The organism is Massilia sp. R2A-15, assembly GCF_030704305.1.
In the GTDB taxonomy this organism is placed as follows: Bacteria; Pseudomonadota; Gammaproteobacteria; order Burkholderiales; family Burkholderiaceae_D; genus JAFCUW01.
The window spans coordinates 4,318,316-4,343,302 of record NZ_CP131935.1 but is presented as its reverse complement, the minus strand read 5'-3'; the positions used below and the strand labels follow the sequence as shown (position 1 = coordinate 4,343,302).

The 24,987-nt window shown below is 64.4% G+C and carries 17 protein-coding genes; 9 read left to right on the top strand and 8 right to left on the bottom strand.

Annotation, left to right across the window (positions count from 1 at the left end; translation table 11 throughout):
• The first annotated feature begins 9 nt into the window (after positions 1 to 9).
• Positions 10 to 468 (top strand): hypothetical protein, encoded by a 459-nt coding sequence (locus Q4S45_RS19945; RefSeq protein ID WP_305507149.1) that lies wholly within the window; start codon positions 10 to 12, stop codon positions 466 to 468.
• Here Q4S45_RS19945 and Q4S45_RS19940 read toward each other — a convergent pair.
• On the bottom strand, positions 465 to 1,019 hold the full coding sequence (locus Q4S45_RS19940) for an SRPBCC family protein (protein ID WP_305507148.1): 555 nt from the start codon (positions 1,017 to 1,019) through the stop codon (positions 465 to 467). The genes Q4S45_RS19945 and Q4S45_RS19940 overlap by 4 nt on opposite strands.
• 103 nt (positions 1,020 to 1,122) lie before the next feature.
• Here Q4S45_RS19940 and Q4S45_RS19935 point away from each other — a divergent pair, with 103 nt between their 5' ends.
• Complete coding sequence (locus Q4S45_RS19935) at positions 1,123 to 3,153, top strand: NADPH-dependent 2,4-dienoyl-CoA reductase (protein ID WP_305507147.1); 2,031 nt, start codon at positions 1,123 to 1,125, stop codon at positions 3,151 to 3,153.
• 98 nt (positions 3,154 to 3,251) lie between these two features.
• Here the strand turns inward: Q4S45_RS19935 and Q4S45_RS19930 are convergent, their stop codons facing one another.
• From Q4S45_RS19930 to Q4S45_RS19920, 3 genes are all read right to left on the bottom strand, one after another.
• Positions 3,252 to 4,373 (bottom strand): beta-ketoacyl-ACP synthase III, encoded by a 1,122-nt coding sequence (locus Q4S45_RS19930; protein ID WP_305507146.1) that lies wholly within the window; start codon positions 4,371 to 4,373, stop codon positions 3,252 to 3,254.
• A 21-nt stretch (positions 4,374 to 4,394) separates the two neighbouring features.
• Complete coding sequence (locus tag Q4S45_RS19925; protein WP_305507145.1) at positions 4,395 to 5,816, bottom strand: S41 family peptidase; 1,422 nt, start codon at positions 5,814 to 5,816, stop codon at positions 4,395 to 4,397.
• 106 nt (positions 5,817 to 5,922) lie between these two features.
• Entirely contained in the window at positions 5,923 to 7,146 is a 1,224-nt protein-coding gene (locus tag Q4S45_RS19920; RefSeq protein WP_305507144.1) for a glycosyltransferase family 4 protein, read from the bottom strand.
• Between the two features lie 452 nt (positions 7,147 to 7,598).
• On the opposite strand from Q4S45_RS19920, the gene Q4S45_RS19915 reads away from it, so the two are divergent.
• The 7 genes from Q4S45_RS19915 (at position 7,599) to Q4S45_RS19885 (ending at position 18,779) form a co-directional block, all read left to right on the top strand.
• Positions 7,599 to 8,651, top strand: coding sequence for a bifunctional UDP-4-keto-pentose/UDP-xylose synthase (locus tag Q4S45_RS19915; RefSeq protein WP_305507143.1), 1,053 nt, complete (start codon positions 7,599 to 7,601; stop codon positions 8,649 to 8,651).
• Between the two features lie 274 nt (positions 8,652 to 8,925).
• Positions 8,926 to 10,167, top strand: coding sequence for a nucleotide sugar dehydrogenase (locus Q4S45_RS19910; RefSeq protein ID WP_305507142.1), 1,242 nt, complete (start codon positions 8,926 to 8,928; stop codon positions 10,165 to 10,167).
• 86 nt (positions 10,168 to 10,253) lie between these two features.
• A complete protein-coding gene (locus Q4S45_RS19905) occupies positions 10,254 to 11,300 on the top strand; it encodes an SDR family oxidoreductase (RefSeq protein WP_305507141.1) in 1,047 nt (348 codons plus the stop codon).
• 313 nt (positions 11,301 to 11,613) lie between these two features.
• Positions 11,614 to 12,156: a hypothetical protein gene (locus Q4S45_RS19900; protein WP_305507140.1), complete on the top strand. Its 543-nt coding sequence runs from the start codon at positions 11,614 to 11,616 to the stop codon at positions 12,154 to 12,156.
• A 120-nt stretch (positions 12,157 to 12,276) separates the two neighbouring features.
• Entirely contained in the window at positions 12,277 to 14,493 is a 2,217-nt protein-coding gene (locus Q4S45_RS19895) for a TonB-dependent siderophore receptor (RefSeq protein WP_305507139.1), read from the top strand.
• An 81-nt stretch (positions 14,494 to 14,574) separates the two neighbouring features.
• Entirely contained in the window at positions 14,575 to 16,617 is a 2,043-nt protein-coding gene (locus tag Q4S45_RS19890; protein WP_305507138.1) for a M13 family metallopeptidase, read from the top strand.
• A 125-nt stretch (positions 16,618 to 16,742) separates the two neighbouring features.
• On the top strand, positions 16,743 to 18,779 hold the full coding sequence (locus tag Q4S45_RS19885; protein WP_305507137.1) for a M13 family metallopeptidase: 2,037 nt from the start codon (positions 16,743 to 16,745) through the stop codon (positions 18,777 to 18,779).
• Positions 18,780 to 18,863: 84 nt separating this feature from the next.
• Here the strand turns inward: Q4S45_RS19885 and Q4S45_RS19880 are convergent, their stop codons facing one another.
• From Q4S45_RS19880 to Q4S45_RS19865, 4 genes are all read right to left on the bottom strand, one after another.
• Positions 18,864 to 20,141: a glycosyltransferase gene (locus Q4S45_RS19880; RefSeq protein ID WP_305507136.1), complete on the bottom strand. Its 1,278-nt coding sequence runs from the start codon at positions 20,139 to 20,141 to the stop codon at positions 18,864 to 18,866.
• The gene (locus Q4S45_RS19875) at positions 20,138 to 21,454 is read right to left on the bottom strand and encodes a nucleotide sugar dehydrogenase (RefSeq protein WP_305507135.1); all 1,317 of its coding nucleotides are present in this window, start codon (positions 21,452 to 21,454) and stop codon (positions 20,138 to 20,140) included. Before Q4S45_RS19875 ends, Q4S45_RS19880 begins: the two co-directional genes overlap by 4 nt.
• Positions 21,455 to 21,707: 253 nt before the next feature.
• Positions 21,708 to 22,271, bottom strand: coding sequence for a PEP-CTERM sorting domain-containing protein (locus Q4S45_RS19870; RefSeq protein ID WP_305507134.1), 564 nt, complete (start codon positions 22,269 to 22,271; stop codon positions 21,708 to 21,710).
• Positions 22,272 to 22,501: 230 nt separating this feature from the next.
• A complete protein-coding gene (locus Q4S45_RS19865) occupies positions 22,502 to 24,679 on the bottom strand; it encodes a hypothetical protein (RefSeq protein ID WP_305507133.1) in 2,178 nt (725 codons plus the stop codon).
• Positions 24,680 to 24,987: the final 308 nt, after the last annotated feature.

Here is a 24,987-nt window from a genome sequence, read left to right as displayed (position 1 = left end):
TCACCTGCCATGCACGACTATCAACGCCCCCCAACCCTGCACCGCTACGCGCCGCGCGCCGAACTCGAACTGTCACTGCGCGAAGGCCAGTTCCGCCTGATCCCGGCGGGCCAGTTCCTGACGCTGTCGTTTTCGACCGTGTGGGACAAATCGCTGTTCGACCTGCTCGCGCCAAACGACGGCAGCTGCCTGGTAATCCACAACACCGAAGAATTCGGCGAGCGCCTGCACCGCGCGGTGCAACGCACCTTGCCCAGCTGGGCCGGCATCGACGGCGAAGTCGAATATGGCGCGCGCGCCGCGCTCGGCGCCGCGTTCACCAAGACCCTCGCCGAGGCCCACGAGCACGAGTGGCAGTTCGCCTGGCGCCCGATGACGCCGCAGTCGCGACTTAACCCGATCACCATCAAGATCGGCAGCATCGAATCGTTCGCCGAGCTGCGCGGGCGCGAAAGCTACGCCGCCTAGTCGGCGCGGTCCAGGCGCGCCAGCACGGCGCGCAGCATCCGGTCGACGTCGGAGCGGATGAACTTCGCCCCCAGCATGCCCGGCACGTAAAACTTGGGCGCCATCGTGCCGCGATAGACGACGCGCGTGCCGCCGGTCGCCGGAACCGGGGCGAGCTGCCAGCTGCAGCGATAGACCTTCATGTCGCCATCGAGCAGGCTGACGTCGATCTTCGTCATCGGCTGCTCGCGCACCTGCACCACCAGGTGGATATCGCGCCGGAAGAACAGCACGTGCGCCGAACCGTATTGTTCGACCACGGCCTGGTCGCCGCTGCGCGAAATCACGCGCGCGCTGCGCAGGTCGGGCACGAATTCAGCCATGCGGTTGTAGTCGGTGAGGACGCGCCAGACCGCCGCCGGCGGCGCCGCCACCTCGCCCCGCGCTTCGATCTGGTACACCTGGCCTTCCGCGGTATTGACACGTTCGACGGAGAGGTCGACCGCGGATTCCTGCGCCATGGCCGGCAGGCAGACGGTGAGCAGCAGCGGGAAAATTAGTCGGGCAATCATCTTTGCAGCCTACCATGGCAAATGCTGCGGCGACTTCAATCGTGCGCGTGCATGGATCGCATTTTAGAACCCGCCATCTACCGAAGTGCGGTTTAATGCCGTCATGACCATTCCCTTCCCACACCTGCTCGCGCCGCTCGATCTCGGCTTCACCACCTTGCGCAACCGCGTCATTATGGGCTCGATGCACACCGGCCTCGAAGACCGCTTTTACCACTACGGCAAACTGGCCGAGTTCTATCGCGAACGCGCGCGCGGCGGCGTCGGGCTGATCGTCACCGGCGGCATCTCGCCGAACCGCCAGGGATGGCTGCTGCCGTTCGGCGGCACGCTGAACTTCGCCGGCGACGTGCTCAATCACCGGCGCGTGACGCGCGCGGTGCACCAGGAGGGCGGCAAGATCCTGATGCAGATCCTGCACGCTGGCCGCTACGGCTACCAGCCGCTGGTGGTGTCGGCATCGAGCGTGAAGTCGCCGATCTCGCCGTTCAAACCGCGCGCGCTGACCGAACGCGGCATCGAGAAGACCATCGCCGCGTACGCGCGCTGCGCCCGGCTGGCGAAAGCGGCCGGCTACGACGGCGTCGAGGTGATGGGCAGCGAAGGCTACCTGCTCAACCAGTTCCTGTGCGCGCGCACCAATCAGCGTACCGACCGCTGGGGCGGCAGCATCGAAAACCGCATGCGCCTGCCGCTCGAAATCGTCAGGCGCATCCGCGCGCGCGTCGGTCCCGACTTCATCATCATGTACCGCCACTCGCTGCTCGACCTGGTCGAAGGCGGCAATACCTGGGACGAGGTGGTGGTAGTCGCCAAGGGGCTGGAACAGGCCGGCGTCACCATCCTCAACACCGGCTACGGCTGGCACGAGGCGCGCGTGCCGACCATCGTCACCTCGGTGCCGCGCGCCGCATTCGCCGGCGTGGCGGGGCGGCTGCGGCGCGAGCTGTCGATTCCGGTGGTGGCGTCGAACCGCATCAACATGCCGGGCGAAGCGGACGCCATCATCGCGCGCGGCGACGCCGACCTGGTATCGATGGCGCGGCCCTTCCTGGCCGATCCGGAGTTCGTCGCCAAGGCCGCGGCCGGGCGGGAGGACGAAATCAACACCTGCATCGGCTGCAACCAGGCCTGCCTCGATCACACCTTCGCCAATAAGCGCGCCAGCTGCCTGGTCAATCCGCGCGCCTGCCACGAGACGGAGCTGGTGTATGCAAGAACGCGCGCGCCGAAAAAGGTGGCGGTGGTCGGCGCCGGGCCGGCGGGCCTGTCGGCGGCGACCGTGGCGGCCGAATGCGGGCATGACGTCACGCTGTTCGACAGCAGCGACACCATTGGCGGTCAATTCAAGATCGCGATGCGGATTCCGGGCAAGGAGGAATTCAGCGAGACGATCCGCTACTTCCGCCGCAAGCTGGAAACCACCGGCGTCAAGGTGCGGCTCGGGCAGCGCGTCACGCGCGAACAGCTGCTGGCGGACGGCTACGACCATGTGATCGTCGCCACCGGCATCCGCGTGCGCAGGCCGGCCATCGAGGGCATCGATCATCCCAAGGTGCTGTCGTACGTCGATGTGGTGCAAAACAAGGCGCCGGTCGGCAAGCGGGTGGCGATCATCGGCGCCGGCGGGATCGGCTTCGACGTCGGCGAATACCTGGTGCACGATCCGAAGCATCCGCTGCCGATGCCCGTGAAGGAGTGGGCGGGCGAGTGGGGCGTCGACCTGGCTGCGGCCAGCGGCGGGGCGCTGGTGAAGCCGGAAGCGCCGGCGCCGTTCCGGCAGATCTGGCTCATGCAGCGCAAGACCTCGAAGCCGGGAGCGGGGCTGGGCAAGACCAGCGGCTGGGTGCATCGGGCCACGCTGGCGCGAAACGGCGTGGTAATGATGGCGGGCGTGCAGTACGACCGGATCGACGACCAGGGGCTGCACATCACGGTGGGCGGCGAGCGCAAGCTGATCGAGGTGGACAACGTCGTCATCTGTGCCGGGCAGGAAAGCCTGGCGGAGCTGATGCCGGCGGAAGGGGAAAGCGGCGGGCCACGTTTCCACAAGATCGGCGGCGCGGCGCTGGCGGCGGAACTCGATGCGAAGCGGGCGATTAAAGAGGGAGCGGAACTGGCGGCGAGCTTGTGAAGCTGCGGGTCTGACCTAGGTCAGACCCCAAAATCACCTGATTAGTTCCCGCTTTCGCAGCGAAGATGGGGTCAGGTCCGCAGGACCAGACCCCTTTCTCAAATCTTGCGGACCACCACGCAGCCGATCGAGTAGCCGGCGCCGAACGAGCAAATCACGCCGAGCGCGCCCGCCGGCATGTCGTCCTGGTATTTGTGGAAGGCGATGATCGAGCCGGCCGACGATGTATTGGCATAGGTGTCGAGGATCACCGGCGCTTCGCCCGGCTCGGCATCGCGCCCGAGCAGCGTGCGCGCGATCAGCAGGTTCATGTTCAGGTTCGCCTGGTGCAGCCAGTAACGCGAGACCTGCGCGATCTCGAGGCCGGCCGCGTGCACTGTGTCCTTGATCATTTCGGCGGCCATCGGGCACACCTCCTTGAACACCTTGCGCCCCTGCTGGCGGAACAGCTTGTCCGGCTTGCCCACGCCCGATTCGTCGAAGCGGTTCATGAAGCCGAAGTTGTTGCGGATGTTGTTGGAGAACGAGGTCTTGAGCTTCGATTCGACGATCTCCCACTGGTGGCTGCTGATCGCCTGATCGGCCGCTTCGACCACGATCGCGGTGCAGGCGTCGCCGAAGATGAAGTGGCTGTCTCGGTCGCGGTAGTTCAGGTGGCCGCTGGTGATTTCGGGATTGAGCACCAGCACCGCGCGCGCCTGGCCGCTTTGCACCGCCGCCAGCGCGGTCTGGATGCCGAAGGTGGCCGAGGAGCAGGCGACGTTCATGTCGAAGCCATAGCCGTCGATGCCCAGCGCATCCTGCACTTCGACCGCCATCGCGGGGTAGGCGCGCTGCATGTTGCTGCAGGCGACCAGCACCATGTCGATGTCGGCCGGCGTGCGCTGCGCGCGATCGAGCGCCTGGCGCGCCGCCGCGACGCACATCTCGGCCTGCAGCGACAGTTCGTCGTCGCCGCGCTCGGCGATGCGCGCGGTCATGCGCGCCGGATCCAGGATGCCTTCCTTTTCCATCACGTAGCGCGACTTGATGCCGGACGCCTTTTCGATGAAGCCCGCGCTCGACGCTTCGATTGCCGTCATTTCGCCGGCGGCGATTGCGGCCGCGTTGTCGGCGTTGAACCGCTCCGCGTAGGCGTTGAAGGCGACGACGAGTTCTTCGTTCGAGATCGAGTGGGGAGGCGTGAACAGTCCGGTGCCGCTGATGACGACTTTTTTCATGAAGGTGCTTTCAAAATGGATCTAACGAGTTTTCGCGGGCGCGTGCGCCGCCACCTGCTTCGACATCTGCAGCGGCAGTCCCTTCAGGTGGTTCAATGCCTGGCGCAGCTGGAAGTCGTCGGCGCCGCCGTATTCGAGCGGCTTGCGCTTGCGTTCGGCCGCGATCAGCTGCAGCTCTTCTTCGGCGTCGTCGCGCGCCGCGCTGCGCTCTTCCTTGTCGCGGTCGTTGGACAAGTGGCGCTGCAGGTCGGCCTCGCGCGTGCGCAGGCCGTTCAGGCCGTCGCCGTCGGCGTTTTCGTCAACCAGCAAGTCGGGCACGATGCCCCTGGCCTGGATCGAGCGCCCGGACGGGGTGTAGTAGCGCGCCGTGGTCAGCTTGACCGCGGTGTCGTTCGACAGCGGGCGGATGGTTTGCACCGAGCCTTTACCGAAGGTCTGGCTGCCCATGATGATGGCGCGCTTGTAGTCCTGCAGCGCGCCGGCGACGATCTCGGAAGCCGAGGCCGAGCCGGTGTTCACCAGCACCACAAGCGGCACGCTTTTTACCGCGGACGGCAGGCGCGCCAGCGCGTCGCTGTCGGCGCGCAGGGAATAGAATTCGGGGCGGCCGTAAAAGCTCTGCTTCGAGTCGGGCAGCTGGCCGTTGGTCGAGACGATTTCGGCGTCCTTCGGCAGGAAGGCGGCCGACACCCCGATCGCGCCCTGCAGCAGCCCGCCCGGATCGTTGCGCAGGTCGAGCACCAGGCCTTTCAGGTTGGGCTCCTGCTTGTACAGGGCGAGCAGGCGCGCGGCCAGGTCGTCCACCGTCGGCTCCTGGAACTGCGACACGCGCAGCCAGCCGTAGCCCGGCTCGACGATTTTGGCCTTGACGCTTTTCTGGACGATTTCCTCGCGCGCGATCGCGAACGCCAGCGGCGCCGCCACGCCCTTGCGCGCGATGGTCAGGGTGACCTTGCTGCGCGGGGCGCCGCGCATTTTCTTGATGGCTTCGTCGATCGCCAGGCCCTGCACGCTGAGCGCGTCGATCCGGGTGATCAGGTCGCCCGCCTTGATGCCGGCGCGCCAGGCCGGCGAATCCTCGATCGGCGCGACGATCTCGATGAAGCCGTCGGCGCTGGGGGCGATTTCGATGCCGAGGCCGACGAACTTGCCCTCGGTGCCTTCGCGCAGTTCGCGCCAGGCGTTCTTGTCGAGGTAGGCGGAGTGGGGGTCGAGCGAGGCGACCATGCCGGAGATGGCTTCGGTCAGCAGCTTCTTGTCCTCGACCGGTTCGACGTAGTCGGACTTGATCAGGCCATACACGTCGGCCAGCTGGCGCAGTTCTTCGATCGGCATTCCCGGATCGACCGGCTTTTGCGCCAGCGCCGAGAACTGCATCGAGACGGCCACGCCGGCGATGAGCCCGAGGCCGACGAGTCCGGAGTTCTTCAGTGTTGAGCCCATGCTGTTCCTCTTGCCGCGCCGAAGCGGCGCCGGTCCAGTATAAACGCGTTCGCGGCGCCAGCCCATCAGCGAGCGCAAAAATTACGCCGCGGCGGGGCCGGCGCTGTTATTTCGGCACCGCCGATTCGAGCCCCGGGGTGTTTGCCGCGGTCTTGCCGGAACGGCCATTCAGGACACGGGTGAACAGGTCGAGCTGGCCCTGGGTGGTGTCGTCCCAGCTGAAGTTTTCGGCGTAGCGGCGGGTTGCAGCGTGCTCGGGGTAGCTGGCGCGCAGGGCGTTGACCGCGTCGGCCACGCCGCGCGCCGAACGTTCGCGCATCAGGACGCCGGCTTCGGGCGCGGCCACCACTTCCGGCGTGCCCCAGACATTGCTGGCCACGACCGGGGTGCCGCAGGCCATCGATTCGAGCAGCACGTTGGCCCAGCCCTCGCGCGAGGACGCCAGCAACAGCGAATCGGCCGCGCCGTAATAGCGCGCCAGGTCCGTTTGCGGCACGGGGCCCAGAAAGCGCACGCGGGCGGCGACGCCGAGCTGCTGCGCGAGCGCTCGCAGGCGGGCCAGCTCGGGGCCGGCGCCGGCAATCATCAAGGTGGCGTCGGGCAAGAGGGGAAGCGCGGAGATCGCCAGGTCGTGGCCCTTCACCGGAAGCAGATTGCCCACCGACAGCAGTACAAAACCTTCGACGCCAAGGGCCGCGCGCAGTTCGTCGCGGTCGCCCGGGTGGAAGCGTTGCAGGTCGACGCCGTTGCGCAGGACGGTGACCTTGCGGGCGTCGACGCCGAGTTGCACCAGTTCGGTCTTGAGGGCGTTGCAGACGGTGATGATGGCGCCGGCATCGGCGGCCGCGCGCTGGATCAGCTTGCGCGGAATGGCGTGCCGGGGAATCAGGCTGATGTCCGAACCGCGCGCGGTGATCACCACCGGCTTATTGAAGTAGCGCCCGAGCGCTGCGGCAGCCACGCCATCCGGGTAGAAATAGTGCGCATCGATCAGGTCGAAATCGTAGCCTTCGTCGATCAGGCGGCCGATCGCGGGCTTGACCCCTTGCGCCATCAGCCAGGGCGCCATTTCCATGCCGACTTTGGGAATCGAGACGAAGCGCGGGTGCAGCACGTCGATGCCCTGGCGCACTTCGCGGGCGGGCACGCGGGCGAAACGGGCGTAATTGCCGAAGCGGGGATGACTTGAGGGAAACCAGGGTACCGGCGCGACGACCTTCGATTCGGCCTTGCCGCTGGCGAGCAGGTAGCGCAGGCGGGTCTCGACGAAGAGGCCATGGTTGGGCTGCTCGGTATTCGGAAACAGTGTGCTAAATGTCAGTAACCTCATGGATTCCTCGGGGTCCGGCGGTTCCGGGCCGCTGGTGTGGATTAACCGCCAGCGTCAACGCCCGCGCGGGTAAAAGCTGCTGCACAAGTACGATATTAACAACAAATATTTTGATCTGGAAATTTATCTGTCACGGAAAGCAAGGGTTTCGACATCGGCATGTTGCGAATTTGTATTTTTTGCCGAACCGGGACGGTCATCGCTGTGCCGAGCGTAGTTTATTCTCAGAAAACTCGCACTGGCAACACGGACGCGCGATTCGCTCAAAAAGCGATCCTGGTCACGGGCGCGACCGCCCGGTGCGGGTGCTCCAGTTTGTACCGACGCTCGAGCGCCAATTGCGCCAATGGGTGGGTTTCCAGCGGGCGTCCAGCTTAGAAACCGGGCTCGGGCGTTTCCTGGAATGGTATAATCACCGGTCAACCATTCGGCCCATGTAGCGCCCTTCAACAATGAAAAAAGTCCTTATCCTCGGTGTCAACGGCTTCATCGGCCACCACCTGTCCAAGCGCATCCTCGAAACCACCGACTGGCATGTGTACGGCATGGACATGCATTCCGAGCGCATCAAGGACTTGCTGGCCAATGAGTCGTACAAGACGCGCCTGCATTTCTTCGAAGGCGACATCAACATCAACAAGGAGTGGGTCGAGTACCACGTCAAGAAGTGCGACGTGATCCTGCCGCTGGTGGCGATCGCCACGCCGTCGACCTACGTCACCGATCCGCTGCGCGTGTTCGAGCTGGACTTCGAGGCCAACCTGCCGATCGTGCGTTCGGCGCACAAGTACAAGAAGCACCTGGTGTTCCCGTCGACCTCCGAGGTGTACGGCATGAGCCCGGACGCCGAGTTCGACCCGGAGGCGTCGCCGCTGGTGTACGGCCCGATCAACAAGCCGCGCTGGATCTATGCCTGCTCGAAGCAGCTGATGGACCGCGTGATCTGGGGCTACGGCATGGAAGGGCTGAATTTCACGCTGTTCCGCCCGTTCAACTGGATCGGCGCCGGCCTCGATTCGATCCACACGCCGAAGGAAGGCTCGTCGCGCGTGCTGACCCAGTTCCTCGGCCACATCGTGCGCGGCGAGAACATCCAGCTGGTCGACGGCGGCGCGCAGAAGCGCTCGTTTACCTACGTCGATGACGGCATCGACGCGCTGGTGCGCATCATCGCCAACGAAGGCGGCGTGGCGACCGGCAAGATCTACAACATCGGCAACCCGGACAACAATTACTCGATCCGCGAACTGGCCGGCATGATGCTGGAACTGGCCGCCGAGTATCCGGAATACCGCGATTCGGCGAAGCAGGTCAAGCTGGTCGAGACCAGCTCGGGCGCCTACTATGGCAAGGGCTACCAGGACGTGCAGAACCGCGTGCCGAAGATCGACAACACCAGGTCCGAACTCGGCTGGGCGCCGACCTTCACGATGCGCGACGCGCTGGTGGGGATTTTCGATTCGTACAAGGACAAGCTGGGCGACGCCAAGCAGCTGAACGACTGAGGTCGTCATGATTCAGAAAAAAACCGGGCCACGCCCGGTTTTTTTTCGCGCTTCGACCGTGTTCGGGGCGCCACATCGCCTCGCGGCCCGACCCGCGCACGCCTGACCCATCAATATCTTTTAAACCGGAAATACGCTATAGTTCGTGGCAATTTCGTCAGCATCCGTTCCGTGTCGAAACACGGAACGGATGCTGCAATCCGCTTCATATCGCTTGGAATACCGCATGAACTCAAATGGAATCGTCGCTGTAGTAGGGCTTGGATATGTCGGCATGCCACTGGCAGTCGAATTCGGCAAGAAGCGCAGCACCATCGGCTTCGATCTTTCGCAAGCAAAGATTGACAGTTACAAGAACTACATCGACCCGACCGGCGAACTGTCGACCGAGGAACTGCGGGCGGCGCGCCATCTGTCGGTCAGCACCGACCCGGCAACCCTGGCCAGCGCCGACTACATCGTCGTGGCGGTGCCGACCCCGGTCGATATCGCGCATAATCCGGACTTCACTCCCCTGGCCGGCGCCAGCAAGACCGTCGGTCAGCACATGAAAAAGGGCGCGATCGTCATCTTCGAATCGACCGTGTATCCCGGCGCAACGGAGGAAGTCTGCATTCCCATCCTGGAACAGCACTCCGGCCTGAAATGGAAGCAGGATTTCCATGTCGGCTTTTCGCCCGAGCGGATCAACCCGGGCGACAAGGAACACACCCTGACCTCGATTCTCAAGGTCGTGTCCGGCGACGACGCGGACACGCTCGAATCGATCGCCCGCCTGTACGAATCGATCATCAACGCAGGCGTGCACCGCGCCTCCAGCATCAAGGTCGCGGAAGCGGCCAAGGTCATCGAAAACACCCAGCGCGACCTGAACATCGCGCTGATGAATGAGCTGGCGATCATTTTCGACAAGATCGGCATCGACACGCTGGAAGTGCTGAAAGCGGCCGGCACGAAGTGGAATTTCCTGCCATTTCGCCCTGGCCTGGTCGGCGGCCATTGCATCGGCGTCGATCCCTATTATCTGACCCACAAGGCGGAAATGATCGGCTACCACCCGCAGGTGATCCTGGCCGGACGGCGCATCAATGACGGCATGGCCAAGTTCGTTGCCGAAAAAACCGTTAAAGCGATGATCGAAGCGGGCTTTAACATCAAGGGGGCCATCGTTAACGTGATTGGCCTGACCTTCAAGGAAAACTGCCCGGACCTGCGCAACTCCAAAGTGGCCGATATCGTCAGCGAGCTGAAGAGCTACGGCGTCGAGGTCAATGTGTACGATCCGATCGCCTCCAGCGACGAAGCGAAGCACGAATACGATATTGACCTGGTGCGCTGGGAAAGCCTGCCGCGTGCCGATGCAATCATCGCCGCCGTGTCGCACAAGGAACTGCTGGCGCGCCCGCTGGCCGACCTGCAAGCCAAGCTCAAACCGGGCGGCTGCTTTATCGACGTCAAATCGCAATTCGACCGCGAAGCGCTTACCGAGGCCGGCTTCACCGTCTGGCGCCTCTGACCGGCAAGCGCGCATCGGGCCGCGGCTTCCATGCCACGGCGCCGTTGCCAATGTAGCGAACGACGCAATTCTGGGAGTGCAAGGCTGTGACCAAATTTAACGACATTGAACAACAACTACGCCAGCAGAGCCACCACTGGCTGGTGACCGGTGCGGCTGGCTTCATTGGATCGAACCTGGTCGAGGCACTGCTCAAGCTGGGCCAGCGAGTGACGGGCCTCGACAATTTCGCGACCGGCCACCGGCACAATCTCGATCAGGTGCAATCGCTGGTCGGGCCGGAAGCGTGGTCGCGCTTCACCTTCATCGAGGGCGATATCCGCGTCGCCGCCGATTGCGCGCGCGCCTGCGAAGGCGTGGACTACGTGCTGCACCAGGCTGCGCTGGGATCGGTGTCGCGCTCGATCAACGATCCGGTCGCCACCAACGAAACGAACGTCACCGGCTTCCTCAACATGCTCGTCGCGATGCGCGATGCCAAGGTCAAGCGGTTTGTCTACGCGGCCTCCAGCTCGACCTATGGCGATCACCCGAGCCTGCCCAAAGTAGAACCGGTGATCGGCAATCCCCTGTCGCCCTACGCCGTCACGAAGTATGTCAATGAGCTGTACGCCAACGTATTCGGCCGCACCTACGGCACCGAGTCTGTGGGTCTGCGCTATTTCAACGTGTTCGGCCCGCGGCAGGATCCGCACGGCGCCTACGCCGCGGTGATTCCGCAATGGATTGCCTCGCTGATCGGCAACAAGACGCTGTTCATCAACGGCGATGGAGAGACCAGCCGCGACTTCTGTTTCATCGACAACGTGGTGCAAGCGAACCTGCTGGCCGCCCTGACGCAAGGACCTGGCATTGCCAACGAGGTGTACAACGTCGCGCTCAACGACCGCACCAGCCTCAATCAGCTGCACCGGATGATGTGCGAGCTGCTGCAGGATCGTTTCCCCCACTTGCGCGATCACAAGCCGGAGTATGTGGCGTTCCGCGCGGGCGACGTGCGCCATTCGCAGGCCGATATCTCGAAGGCAGCGGAAAAGCTGGGTTACGCGCCGACCCACAGGATCGGCGAAGGACTCAAGCAGGCGATGGACTGGTATGTCGACAACCTGACGAGCGGCGGCGCGCGCGCCTGACCCGCAAGAAGTCTTAACAGGGGTTCTCGCGTCCGCGAGTTCCCCCTTTCTCGCCGCACGGCTTCCCCATCTCATATCCCCGCCGGTCTCAATCGGCGCATCCGCCGGGCCTTCGCTGTCCGGACGCCAACCCCCCAGCCACGATGTCACGGAATGTAAGCCCGTGTTTCGATTCGCATCTCAGCAGTAAGCAATTGTAATTTTCGGCAGCATTGTCGAAATGCCAGCCTATAGTGAAATCGTTTTCTCTCCCCACCCTTGAAGTGGTTTAGCCCATGGCCCCCCGTGGGCTTTTTTTCGCCCGGAGCCCGTCATGACCCTATTCCCGATCCGCCGCACCTTTGCCGCCGCGGTGCTCGCCTCCGCCTGCGCGGCCGCGCTCGCCACCCCGGTGATGGAGATGCGCGCCGAAGACTTGGTGCCAATGGCGTCCGAATTTCGCCAGGAACTCAAGCTCAACGCCAACCAGCAAACCCTGTGGCTGCAGGTGGAAGGACGCAGCAAGGCGATCCTGCGCGAGCGCGAGGCCAGGCGCGAACGCCTGCAGGCGGCGCTGAAGGCCGGCCTGGGTGTGCCCAAGGCGGAGCTGCGCGAGCTGAACGCCGCGCTCGAAGCGGAGGCGGCCGCCAGCGCCCAGGAGGACAGGCAGTTGCGCGAACTGTGGCTGGGCGTGAACGACGCGCTCGACGACGGCCAGCGCCAGCAGGTGGCGGCGATGGCGGCCGAGCAGTTGATGCGGGTGCCCGACAGCGAGCAGCGCCACGCGGCCCCGCGCGCGGGCGAGGAGGGCAGGGGCAAGGGCCGCGGCATGGGCGGCGGCAAGCGCGGCGCCGGCATGGGCCTGCCCGGCGCGTAATAACAACGCTTGTGTATCGTAAAGTAAAAAACGGCGGCCGCCCGGTCGCCGCCGCCGTTCCGCCGCTAGAATCCCCGATCCCGAATGACCCCGCCCGCACGCCCGGGCCCGTCCCGCTCCATGAATAGACTGATTCCCATCGCCTGCATCGCCCTGATCGGCAGCGCGTCCTCCACGTTCGCACAGCAGGCCGAGCCGGGGGCGCCGGAAAAATCCGCGGACCCCAAGGCCGCCGCGCCCGCCGCCAAGGTGCAGAGCGTGGTGGTGCAGGGCACGCGCGCCGACGACATCGAAACGCGGCGCCTGTCGACCGCCTCGAAGATGGTGTTCGGCCGCGAGGAACTGGACCGCAACGGCGACACCAGCGTGGGCGAGATCCTCAAGCGGCTGCCCGGCGTGACCGTGGGCGGGCGCCCGGGGCGCGGCGGCGGCGGGGTGCGCATGCGCGGCCTGGGCAACGGCTATACCCAGATGCTGGTCAACGGCGAAAAGCCGCCGGGCGGCTTCTCGCTCGAATCGCTCTCGCCCGACCAGGTCGAGCGCATCGAAATCATCCGCGGCCCGGTCGCCGAGCACAGCACCCAGGCGATCGCCGGCACCATCAACATCGTGCTGCGCGAGGGCTACCAGCAGAAGGACATCCAGCTGCGCCTGACCGACAGCATCGAGCAGGGCCGCCACAGCCCGAACTTGTCGGTGACGGTGCCGGGCAAGGCCGGCAAGCTGACCTGGCTGATGAGCGCCTCGGTTTTCGAGAACCGGCGCCATGACGAAAGCAGCACCCACAACATCGACCAGGCGCTGGCCGGGCCCGTGGAGCTCGAGCAGCAAGTGCACGACCAGAGCGACGGGATCTCGCGCGGCATCCACCTGTCGCCGCGCCTGTCGTACAAGTTCGACAGTGGCGACACGCTGACCTTCCAGCCCTTCCTGGTCCACAACGACAATAGCAGCCAGTCCCAGAGCGACATGACGCAGTCCGTCGGCAAGCCGGAGCGGCAGGCCTATGCGCGCCAGCTGGGCGATACGTCGTCCACGTCCACTTTTCTGCGCGGCTTCGGCAACTGGGTGCACAAGATGGGCGGCGGCGCCAAGCTGGACGTGAAGTTCGGTTTCGGCGGCGGCAAGAGCGACAGCGACACCTTGCGCAGCACCTTCGACGCTGCGGGCGTGCCGAAAAAAGCCTACACCGACAGCGACAGCACGCGCGACCATGGCCTGAACACGGGCGGCAAGTACACCACGCCGATCGGCAAGGGCCACCTGCTGGCGGCCGGCTGGGACATCGAAGCGAACCACCGCGACCAGACCCACGTCGCGCTCGACAACGGCGACCCGCTATTCGACGACTCCGGCGCCAGCCTGACGGCCGACACGCGCCGCATGGCCGCCTTCGTGCAGGACGAGTGGGACATCACGCCGCAGTGGTCGGCCTACCTCGGCCTGCGCTGGGAAGGCATCCGCACCACCTCCACCAGCAGCGGCGCCGACGTGTCGAACACCAGCCGCGTGTGGAGCCCGGTGCTGCACACGGTGTACCGGATTCCCGGCCACGCGAAGGACCAGGTGCGCGCCGCGCTGACCCAGAGCTACCGCGCGCCGGCCCTGAACGACCTGATCGCAACGCCGACATTCTCCAGCGACAACCGCGAGACCCGCCCCGACCGCATCGGCAACCCGAACCTGAAGCCCGAGCTGGCCAAGGGCCTCGACCTCGCCTACGAACATTACCTGGGCAAGAGCGGCATCGTCTCGGCCAGCGCCTTCGTGCGCGACATCGACAACCTGATGCGGCGCGAAACCACCAAGCAGATGACCAGCCGCGGCCTGAAGTACGTGTCGAGCCCGATCAACATCGACCATGCGCGCACCAGCGGCATCGAACTGGAAGCGAAGTTCCCGCTGACCGAGGTGATGGCCGGTGCGCCGAACATCGACCTGCGCTCGAACTACAGCCGGTTCTGGTCGAATGTGGACGGCATTCCCGGCCCGAACAACCGGCTCGACCAGCAGGCAAAGCAGACCGCCAACTTCGGCCTCGACTGGCGCCTGAAGTCGCTGCCGCTGACCGTCGGCGGCGGCCTGAACTGGACGCCGCCTATCCTGGTGCAAACCAGCAAAACCGAACTGGTCAGCAGCGGCGTCAAGCGCCAGCTCGACCTGTACGGCCTGTGGAAATTCAATCCGCGCTACCAGCTGCGGGTGGCCGCCAACAACCTGTTCGCCGACGACTACGACAGCGGGCGCACGCTCACCAGCGAGGACGTGGCGCATTCGGCCTTCGTCACCGCGCACACTTATGCAACATTTAGCATAAAACTTGAAATGAAGCTGTAACCACGGGGCCGGCGCCTATGATACATTTGCCCACCGGCTACCCGCCGTCCCCTTTTTTCCCTGCCCCATGAGGACACCGTCTTGAAGCCATTATTGCTGAGCACCCTTACCTTGAGCCTGGTCGCCGCCTTTGCTGGCGCCGCGGAAACCGCCACTCCTTCTGCGCCGATTTCCGGCATTGCCAAGGAATACATGCAGCCGTCCGTGCGGGCGCAGGACGATTTCTTCACCTACCTCAACGGCGAATGGCTGCGCACCACCGAGATCCCGTCGGACAAGTCGAGCTGGGGCACTTTTGCCAAGATGCGCGACGACCTGACCCCGCAGCTGCGCGGCATCATCGAGGCGGCGCAGAAGGACGGCCACAAGAAGGCCGGCACCGACGTGCAGAAGATCGGCGACCTGTACGCCAGCTACATGGACGAGCAGCATCTCGACAAGCTGGGCTACAAGCCGCTGACGGGCGAGCTGCAGCGCATCCACGCGCTGCGCGACAAGAAGGCGATCCCGGCGCTGATGGCGCACCTGGCGCAGATCGGCGTGGCCACCCCGTACGCGTTCTTCGTCTCGCAGGACGCGCGCGAATCGACCCGCTACGCCGTCAACCTGAGCCAGAGCGGCCTGGGCCTGCCGGATCGCGACTACTACCTGAAGAAGGACGACGCCAAGCTGGCCGACGCGCGCGCCCAGTACGAGCTGCACGTGGCGAAGATCCTCGGCATGGGCGGCGAGAAGGACCCGGCCGGCGCCGCCAAGGCGATCGTCGCGCTGGAAACCGCACTGGCGCAGGCGCAATGGACCAAGGTCGAGAACCGCGACCCGGTCAAGCGCTACAACAAGATGAACTTCGACCAGCTGGGCGCGCTGACCCCGGGCTACGACTGGAAGCAGGCGCTGGCCGCGGCCGGCGTGGCGGGCAAGGTGGACTACGTGATCGTCAACCAGCCGAGCTACCTGACGGGCTTTAACCAGGTGTTGGAGCAGACCGACCTGGCGACGTGGAAATCGTACTTCGCCTGGCAGCTGCTGCGCGCCTACTCGCCGTACCTGTCGAAGGACTTCTACGACGCGAACTTCGCCTTCTATGGCAAGGTCATTTCGGGCACCAAGGAAAACCAGCCGCGCTGGAAGAACGGCGTGGCCACCGTCGAAGGCGTGATGGGCGAAGCGGTCGGCCGCCAGTACGTGGCGCAGTACTTCCCGCCGGAGCGCAAGGCGCGCATGGAGCAGCTGGTCAAGAACATGCTCGAGGCCTATAAGCAGAGCATCGACACGCTCGACTGGATGAGCCCTGCGACGAAGAAGGAAGCGCAGGCCAAGCTGGCCAAGTTCTCGCCGAAGATCGGCTACCCGAACAAGTGGCGCGACTACTCGGCGCTGACCATCAAGCAGGGCGACCTGGCCGGCAACATGATGCGCGCGCGGACCTTTGCGTACAACCGCGGCATCAACAAGCTGGGCAAGCCGATCGACCGCGAAGAGTGGGGCATGACGCCGCAGACGGTGAACGCCTACTACAACTCGACGATGAACGAGATCGTGTTCCCGGCCTCGATCCTGCAGCCGCCGTTCTTCGACATGCGCGCCGACGACGCGGTCAACTACGGCGCGATCGGCGCCGTGATCGGCCACGAGATCAGCCACGGCTTCGACGACAAGGGCAGCCAGTCCGACGGCGACGGCAACCTGCGCGACTGGTGGACCAAGGAAGACCGCGCCGCGTTCCAGGCCAAGGCCGACGCGCTGACGCGCCAGTACAACGGCTACAGCCCGCTGCCGGGCTACAACGTCAACGGCGCGCTGACCCTGGGCGAGAACATCGGCGACAACTCCGGCGTCGCGGTGGCGTACAAGGCCTACAAGATTTCGCTGGGCGGCAAGCCGGCGCCGGTGATCGACGGCTTCACCGGCGACCAGCGCTTCTTCATGGGCTTCGGCCAGGTCTGGCGCAGCAAGGTGCGCGACGAGCAGCAGATCTCCCTGATCAAGACCGACCCGCATTCGCCGGGCCAGTTCCGCGCCAACGGCACCATGATGAACCAGCCGGCGTTCTACGAAGCGTTCGACGTCAAGCCGGGCGACAAGATGTACCTGGCGCCGAAAGACCGCGTCATCATCTGGTAAACACGCAAATGGGGTCAGGTCCGCAGGACCAGACCCCGCTGTTTTCAGCCGCAGCGTCACGAAGCTGGGGTCTGGTCCTGCGGACCTGACCCCGTTTTTGATACCAAACCAAGAAAAACCTGGAGATGAATTTGAAACGTACCTTACTGAGCGCCGTGATCCTCGGCGCCTTCGCCATCAGCGCGCAAGCCGCCAAGCCGGCTAAGCCGACCTCCGGCATCGCCATCGAGTACATCGAGCCGTCCGTGCGCGTGCAGGACGACTTCTTCACCCACCTGAACGGCAAGTGGCTCAAGAACACCGAGATCCCGGCCGACAAGTCGAGCTGGGGCACCTTCGTCATGCTCGACGACGCGATCCGCCCGCAGCTGCGCGCGATCATCGAAGACGCGGCCAAGAGCCATGCGGCCGCCGGCTCGGACGCCCAGCGCATCGGCGACTTCTACGCCAGCTACATGGACGAGCAGAAGGTCGAGGCCCTCGGCCTGGCGCCCTTGAGCGCCGAACTGGCGCGCATCGCCGCCATGAAGGACAAGTCGGAACTGCCGGCGATGCTGGCGCACCTGGGCCAGCTGGGCGTCGGCGTGCCGTACGACTTCGGCATCCACCAGGACGCCAAGGATTCGACCAAGTACGTGGCCGACATCGGCCAGGGCGGCCTGGGCATGCCCGACCGTGACTACTACCTGAAGGCCGACGACGCCCGCATGGCCGACGCGCGGGCCAAGTACCGCGTGTACGCCGAGCAGATGCTGGCGCTGGCCGGCGACAAGAACGCCGCCGCCAACGCCGCGGCGATCGTCGGCTTCGAGACCGAACTGGCCAAGGTGCAGTGGACCAAGGTCGAGAACCGCGACCCGGTCAAGACCTACAACAAGGTCGAACTGGCGAAGATGGCCGAAGTGGCGCCGGGCTTCGACTGGAACGCCTACCTGGCCGCCGCCGGCATCAGCCAGAAGGTCGGCTACGTCGTGGTCAGCCAGCCGAGCTACCTGAAAGGCTTCGCCGAAGTGTCGAACCAGACCTCGCTCGACACCTGGAAGGCCTACCTGCAGCTGCACCTGGTCACCGCCTACGCCAACTTCCTGTCCAAGCCGTTCGCCGATACGCGCTTCGCGTTCTACGGCACCACGCTGTCGGGCGCAAAGGAAATGCAGCCGCGCTGGAAGCGGGCGGTGGGCACGGTCGAGCAGGCGATGGGCGAGAGCCTGGGCAAGCTGTACGTCGAGAAGCACTTCCCGGCCGAGCGCAAGGCGCGCATGGAGGTGCTGGTGAAGAACCTGCTGGCGGCCTACAAGCAGAGCATCGACAAGCTGGACTGGATGACTCCGGCGACCAAGAAGGAAGCGCAGGCCAAGCTGGCCAAGATCACCACCAAGATCGGCTATCCGGACAAGTGGAAGGATTACTCGGCGCTGGTGGTCTCGCGCGACGACCTGGTGGGCAACGTGATGCGTTCGCGCGCGGTGGAATCGAACCGCGAATTGAACAAGCTGGGCAAGCCGATCGACCGTGCCGAGTGGGGCATGACGCCGCAGACCATCAACGCCTACTACAACCCGGAGATGAACGAGATCGTGTTCCCGGCGTCGATCCTGCAGCCGCCGTTCTTCGACGCCAACGCGGACGACGCGGTCAACTACGGCGCCATTGGCGGCGCGATCGGCCACGAGATCAGCCACGGCTTCGACGACCAGGGCTCGCAGTACGACGGCGACGGCAACCTGCGCGACTGGTGGACCGCGGCCGACCACGCCAACTTCAAGGCCAAGACGCAGATGCTAGTCAAGCAGTACGCCGGCTACAGCCCGCTGGCTGGCTATAACGTCAACGGCGAGCTGACGCTGGGCGAGAACATCGGCGACAACTCCGGCGTGGCGATCGCCTACAAGGCCTACAAGATCTCCTTGCACGGCAAGAAGGCGCCCGTGATCGACGGCCTGACCGGCGACCAGCGCTTCTTCATGGGCTTCGGCCAGGTCTGGCGCAGCAAGATGCGCGACGAGCAGATGATCGTACGCGTGAAGACCGACCCGCACTCGCCGGGCCAGTTCCGCGCCAACGGCACGATGATGAACCAGCCGGCGTTCTACGACGCGTTCAAGGTCAAGCCGGGCGACAAGATGTACCTGGCGCCGAAGGACCGCGTGATCATCTGGTAAATCCGCCAGCGTAAAATGACAAGGGCCACGAATTTCGTGGCCCTTTTTTCGTTCAGCGCGGCGTTGGCCGCTGCGCCAACGTAGTTACGGCAGCGCCAGCGCAGGCGGCAATGGCGCGGCGGAGGCGTCTGCCGCCGCAACGTCCTTCTTCAGCGCGTGCAGGCAAATCTGCTCGAACACGCGCGCCGCTTTCTCGTGCCCGAAGCGCTGTTCGACCAGCGTGCGCGCCTGGTGGGCCAGCTCGTTCCTGAGCGTTTCATTGCCCAGCAGGTCGAGCAGGGCGGCCGCCATCGAGGCCGCATCATCGCGTTCGAGGTAATGGGTGCCGGCTTCCGCGCCCAGGCCTTCGATGCCGATGGCGGTGGAGACGACCGGGCAGCCCATGGCCATCGCCTCGAAGGCCTTGATGCGGGTGCCGCCGCCCACCAGCAAGGGGATGACGAAAGCGTGGGCCGCGTGCACGTAGGGACGCACATCGTCGACGAAGCCGGTGAACTCGACATTGTCGAGTCCCTGAGCCAGCGCGCGCAGCGACGCCGGAGGATTGCGCCCGACGATGACGAAGCGCGCGTCGGGCCGGCCGGCCAGCACCAGCGGCCAGACCTGGCCCAGGAAGAACTGGATGCCGTCGATGTTGGCGGCCCAGTCCATTGAGCCGGTAAACACCACCGTTGGCGGCGCCTTGGCCGCGTCGGCCGGTGGCGGCTGGAAGCCGAAGAATTCGAGGTCCACCCCGGTCGGGATCGCGAACGATTCGGCCACGCCGTAGGACTCCTTGAAAAAGCGGGCGTCACGGTCGGAGACGGCGACCACCGCATCGAAGTCGCGCAATGCCGCGCGCTCGAAGCGGCGCATTTTTTCGTGCTGCGACGACCACATCCAGCGCCGCAGCGGATCGCGGGCCTGGCTGGCGTGGCGGGCGAAAATCTCGGCTTCGACATTGTGGGTAAAACAGACGCTGCGGCAAGCCAGTGCGGCCGGGCGCAGGACTGCCGAATGCACGAAGTCGAACACCATCAGGTCGATATCGGGCCGCTTCGCCAGCGCCTGCACGGCGGCCATGCCTTCGGCCGTGCGGTCGGCGACGACATTGATCGGCAGCGCCCCTCCCAGGTCGAGCGCGCGCCGCCAGTTGGGGCGTGGCTGCGGCGGGGTCCATGCGACGAATTCGTCGCAGACGCCTTCGATTTCCTTCGACCAGCGCTGCATCTGCTCTGAAGTGGCGGGACTGAGCAGCGTGACTTCGAACGCGCCGTCCTTCAGGCCGCGCAGGATGTTGGTGGTCCTGATCTTGCCGCCCGCATCATTGGGAAACAGGAAGACCGGCGAGACGAAGACCAGGCGCGGCTTGGCTGCGCTCACCAGCAGATTCCTTCATACTCGGCGGCCGGCGCGGCGCGCAGGTCGGCGTAGCCGGACAAGTCGATGATGCGGCGGCCTTTAGCGTGCGCGATGATGGCCTGGCGCGCCTCGGCGTCGGCGTGGCCGATGACGATCACTTCGGCGTCCTTCAGCACCGCTTCCGGCGAGTCGGACAGCAGGCGGTCGAGGTGCGGAATCTCGCGCTCGATGAATTCCTTGTTCTTGCCGAGCAGGCGGCTGATCTTGACGAAGCGGTCGAAGATCGCCAGCTCGAAGCCCTTGCCCAGCATGCGTTCGGCCAACGCCACCAGCGGCGAGTCGCGCATGTCGTCGGTACCCGGCTTGAACGCCAGGCCGAACAGCGCGACCTTGCGGCGGCCGTCGCGCGCGATCATGTCGTAGGCGCGCTTGATGTGCGCCTCGTTACTGTCGAGCAGCGCCGACAGGGTCGGGATCGGCACGTTGAGGTCGCGCGCCATGGTCAGGAAACCCTTCACTTCCTTGGGCAGGCAGGAGCCGCCGAAGGCGAAACCGGGACGCAGGTAGGCCGGCGAAATATTGAGCTGGGTATCCTGGCAGAAGATCTTCATCACTTCGCGGCCGTCGAGGTCGCAGGCCTTGAGCACCGAGCCGGCCTCGTTGGCGAACACGATTTTCAGCGCGTGGAACACATTGCACAGGTACTTGACCGATTCGGCCACCTGGGTGGTGGTGCGCACGAACGCGCCCGGAATGCCCGCGTACATCGCTTCCATCGCGGCGTAGCCGGCTTCGCCCAGGCTGCCGACGACGGTCTGCGGCGGATTGTGGAAGTCCTTGACGGAGCTGCCTTCGCGCAGGAACTCCGGGTTGAACACGAGCGACAGGCCGTCGCCGATCTGGCGGCCCGAGCTTTCGAGCAGGATCGGCAGGATGCGGTCTTCGGTGGTGCCCGGCGGCACGGTGCTGCGCAGCACGATCACGTGCGGGCCATCCTTCTTGCGCAGGACGGCGCCGATCGAGCGGATGACCGCGTCGACCGCGCTCAGGTTCGGCGAATAGTCGGCATTCGATGGCGTTGCGACCGAAATGAGCGAAACGTCGGAGTTGAGCACGGCGTCTTCGACGTCGTGGGTGGCGCGCAGGCGGCCGGCGGCGACGGCTGCGGTGATCAGTTCGTTGATGCCTTCCTCGACCACCGGCGACTGGCCGTCGTTAATCATCTGCACCTTGAGGGGATTGGTATCGACACCAATGACCTGATGGCCGAGCTCAGGCAGGCAACCACAGGAAACCGCCCCTACGTATCCGAGTCCGAAAACTGAAATTCTCACTTCAACCCCTTGCGTTAATTTTGATGTTGCAACCAGTAAAATACGGCGACGAGCCCGATCATAGCATTTCGTCCAGTATGGACGTCGTACGGGAGATGGTCAACGGAAAATTGTCACCGGTACAAGTAACCAGTCCGTGCGACAACACTACGGGGATCGGGCGGGGCGAAGAGGGGGAGAGGGCCGCGCGACGGCCCGCGCGACCGGGGCACGCGGCTTTGGAGGGTAATCGTGCTTCCAATAATACAGCAGGTCAGGCGTGGCGCCGCCGGCGGCTGAAGCAGCCAAGCCCGATCAGGCCCGCACCGATCAGCAGCCCGGTGGCGGGCTCAGGCACGCTTTGTTCCTGCAAGCCGAAAACCAGGGTGCCGGAATTCCATATCCCGTCCGGCACGCCGCTCGGCAAATCCTTGAACTGATCAAAGAACTCCAGGCGCAGGATGCCGTCGCTGCCCACGCTGAACGCGCCGCCGCTGGCCACCAGGTCCAGCACGCCCGCGTAAGAGGCGGTGCCCGAGAAGTCGTCGTCGCCGCCCGCGACAAAAAATCCGCCCGCCGACTCGGATGAATCGGTCAGCGCCAATGAGATTTCCGACAAGAAACTAGGCGGCCGGGCGGTTAGCCTGACGTCGTAGGTGATGCTGGTGATGGCGGTGTTGGCGCCGACGTTGAACGTGAGCACTGAATTGCCCGGCGCGCCGAATACGTCGTTGCTGGGCACCCCGGTCACGTCGACAGTCAGCGTCGCGGCAAACACCGATGTGCAGCAAAAAAACGACAGACCAAGAAGCATTGCTTTCCAGGTGCGAATCGACATGGGAGTCTCCAATTTGGCGGAATATCTTATCTAAGCGATAATCGTGCCGGGCCATGGGGAATGGGCCAAGCCTTTGATCCAAATGAGAAAAACGGGGGCGGAGGGGGGCGCAACCCGGCAACTGTAAAGTATACCGACAGGCGTGATCTGGTTGCCATCAACGCAAAAGCCCCGGGCGCGTTGCTGCGACCGGGGCGTCTGGGTGCGGCCGGCGGCGTGCCGCCGATTGCTTAGCGGGGCACGACGGCGAACTGCGGACCCTGGCTGTAGTCGGGCTTGACGCTGCGGCTCATGAACAACTTCCACGCCGCGGCGCCTTCCACCGGCGATGCTTTTGCACTATATGCCAAGGCAGACTGCATGGTCGAAGGAATGCCGTCGACGGCGCTCGAGTAGCCCGTCATCTCTCCCACTTTCAGTCCCAGCGATGCAGCCATTTCAGGTCCTGCGCAAGCGAGCGCATTGAACGCTGCAGTATGGCTGGCCCGGTAGGCGCTGCCGATATCGGCAAACAGCGGAGCGGTCTTGGTGCTGCGCACGACCATGCTGTAGATCGCCGCATCGATCCAGCACGCGCCGGTTCCCGTCATCCTCGAAATGGGAAACTTCGATTTCCACGCCACCAGCGCGTTTGCCTTGTCGTACCCGAGCTCCGCCGCACGGCCCGCGGCGGCCGTAAAGTAATCGTCCTGCCATGGCGCCAAGCCCGTCTCGTCCGTATAGACGAGTGCCTGTTCCATGATCACGCCAAGCGAATTCGCCGATGGATTGGTCGAATACTTGTTGTTATACCAGTCGAGGTTGTTCGACAGGATCGTCTCGAACGTCTGTTTAAGGGGATGGCCATCCGGCGTGATGTATGCCGCCTCGCTCAGGGTGCGCAGACTCCATGCCTGTCCGCGCACCTGGTCGGTATGGAGCAGTCCCTTGATGCTCTCGCGGTAGTCCGGGACCGAAGCGAACACGTTGGCCATTGCCCAGAATTGAAGCTCTTCCAGGTAGTAGTAATCGCCGGTCACCAGATAAGGCAGGTAGGCCAGGGCGGGCTGGTGCGATCCGTCGAAGGTGTTCGGCGTAGCGCAGTTGTTGCATGCGGGGAAGGCTTCGGTCTTGCCCGTGGCTGGGTTCCGGGTATCCTCGACGTGCGGGTCGATGATGGTCATGTACGGGTAATCGAACAGGCTGATCGGGCGATCGGTATTTTTGTCGCGGTAGTGCGACGAATAGCTTCCAGCCAGGTCGGCCGTGCCCAGCGTGACCTCCTTGGCGCGCTTGTCCATCGTCAGCAGGTAGGTCGCGGCCCAGCCCGGCATCAGGCCGATATCCCTGCGGCCACCGGTGGTCGGCATATAGGGAATGGACATCCCGGTGCCCATCGGCTCGGTGGCGCTGCCGGAGAACTCGGACCGGAGCGCGGCGAGCGTCGATTCCGAGAACGTGATGGACTGGTCGTAATTAGGAACCGCGCGCGAGGCAATCAGATACGCCTGGTTATGCTTTATATGAACTTCCGGCGCGCTTCCCCACCACGCCAGTTTGCGCCAGCGGGCGTGGTGCAGGTGGGTCAGCCCGAGTTTCTGGTAGGCGGTCTGGCCACCGACCGTAATCGCGGCATCATAGGTGAAATTGCTTGGATTCGGTTCGTACGCCCAGTCGTTTTCGACCGTCACGTCAACCCGCGCCTTGTTCAAGCCGGTATACGAGCGGATCGCAAAGCGTGCACTCAGGTGCGGATGCTCGACGCCGGCCGCCGTCTTGAGCGGGGCCGAGACGTGCCATTCGTTGACGAGCGGGCCGGCCAGCCAGGTGGTGTATTTGCCGCTCTTCAGAAGCGCGTCGGCGGACACGGAATAGGCTTGACCGTTGACCGTCAGGTTGACCGCGGCGGTAAAGCCGGCGCCAAGTAGGGCCGCCGGGGTGCTCGACTGCGCGGCGCGGGTGGTGCTGGTCTTGTTGAGGGAGATGACGGTGCTCTGGCCGGGCGCCAGTTGCGGCATCACCGCGGAAAGCACTGCGTGGCGCAGCGAGCCGTCCGCGTGATTGGCCTTGGCGTCGACCTGCAGGGCGATCGTGCTGCCGTCCGGCAGCACGCCGACCATTTCAACGTTCGGCTGCACGTCGCCCTTGGCGAACACCTGGCCGAAGGTAACCGGCACCTGCGATTGCGCTGCCTTGGTCGTGCTTTCAAGCGTCGCGCTGGTGACCGGCACCGAGGTCTTCTTGGCGACCGGGGCCAGAGTCGGAGAGCCGATCGAGGTGAACGTCGCCCCCATGACGGTTGTGGCGGCGGGCGCGGCTGCATCGAGCGCCGACGAGGCCCCGGCGCCGCCACCGCCGCATGCGACCAGTGAAGTCGTGCAGATCAAGGCGATCAGGCGGGGAAAGGTTTTCTGAAGTAGGGTATCCATGACAATTCCATGACATGTAGCAGCGGGAAGTCGCGCTTTCAGACGAAAGATTACCCCAAGAAAACTTCCAGTGGGTTGAAATAGTTCAATAAGCCCACAAAAATTTCCTCAAAACAACAAAAAGATAACCGAAGTTCAAGGGAGTTGGCTAAAAATAATATTTATTTACCTACAAAGTTCGTGCAAAACGTCAATATATTGCGTTTAATGCAACGTCGAGGCGAGGCAGGGAAACATCCCGCGATGGTTGCCGTTGGGAATGTTATAAACGCCACCAATGTTGTATTTTTCTAATTTTTTTGCCGTCG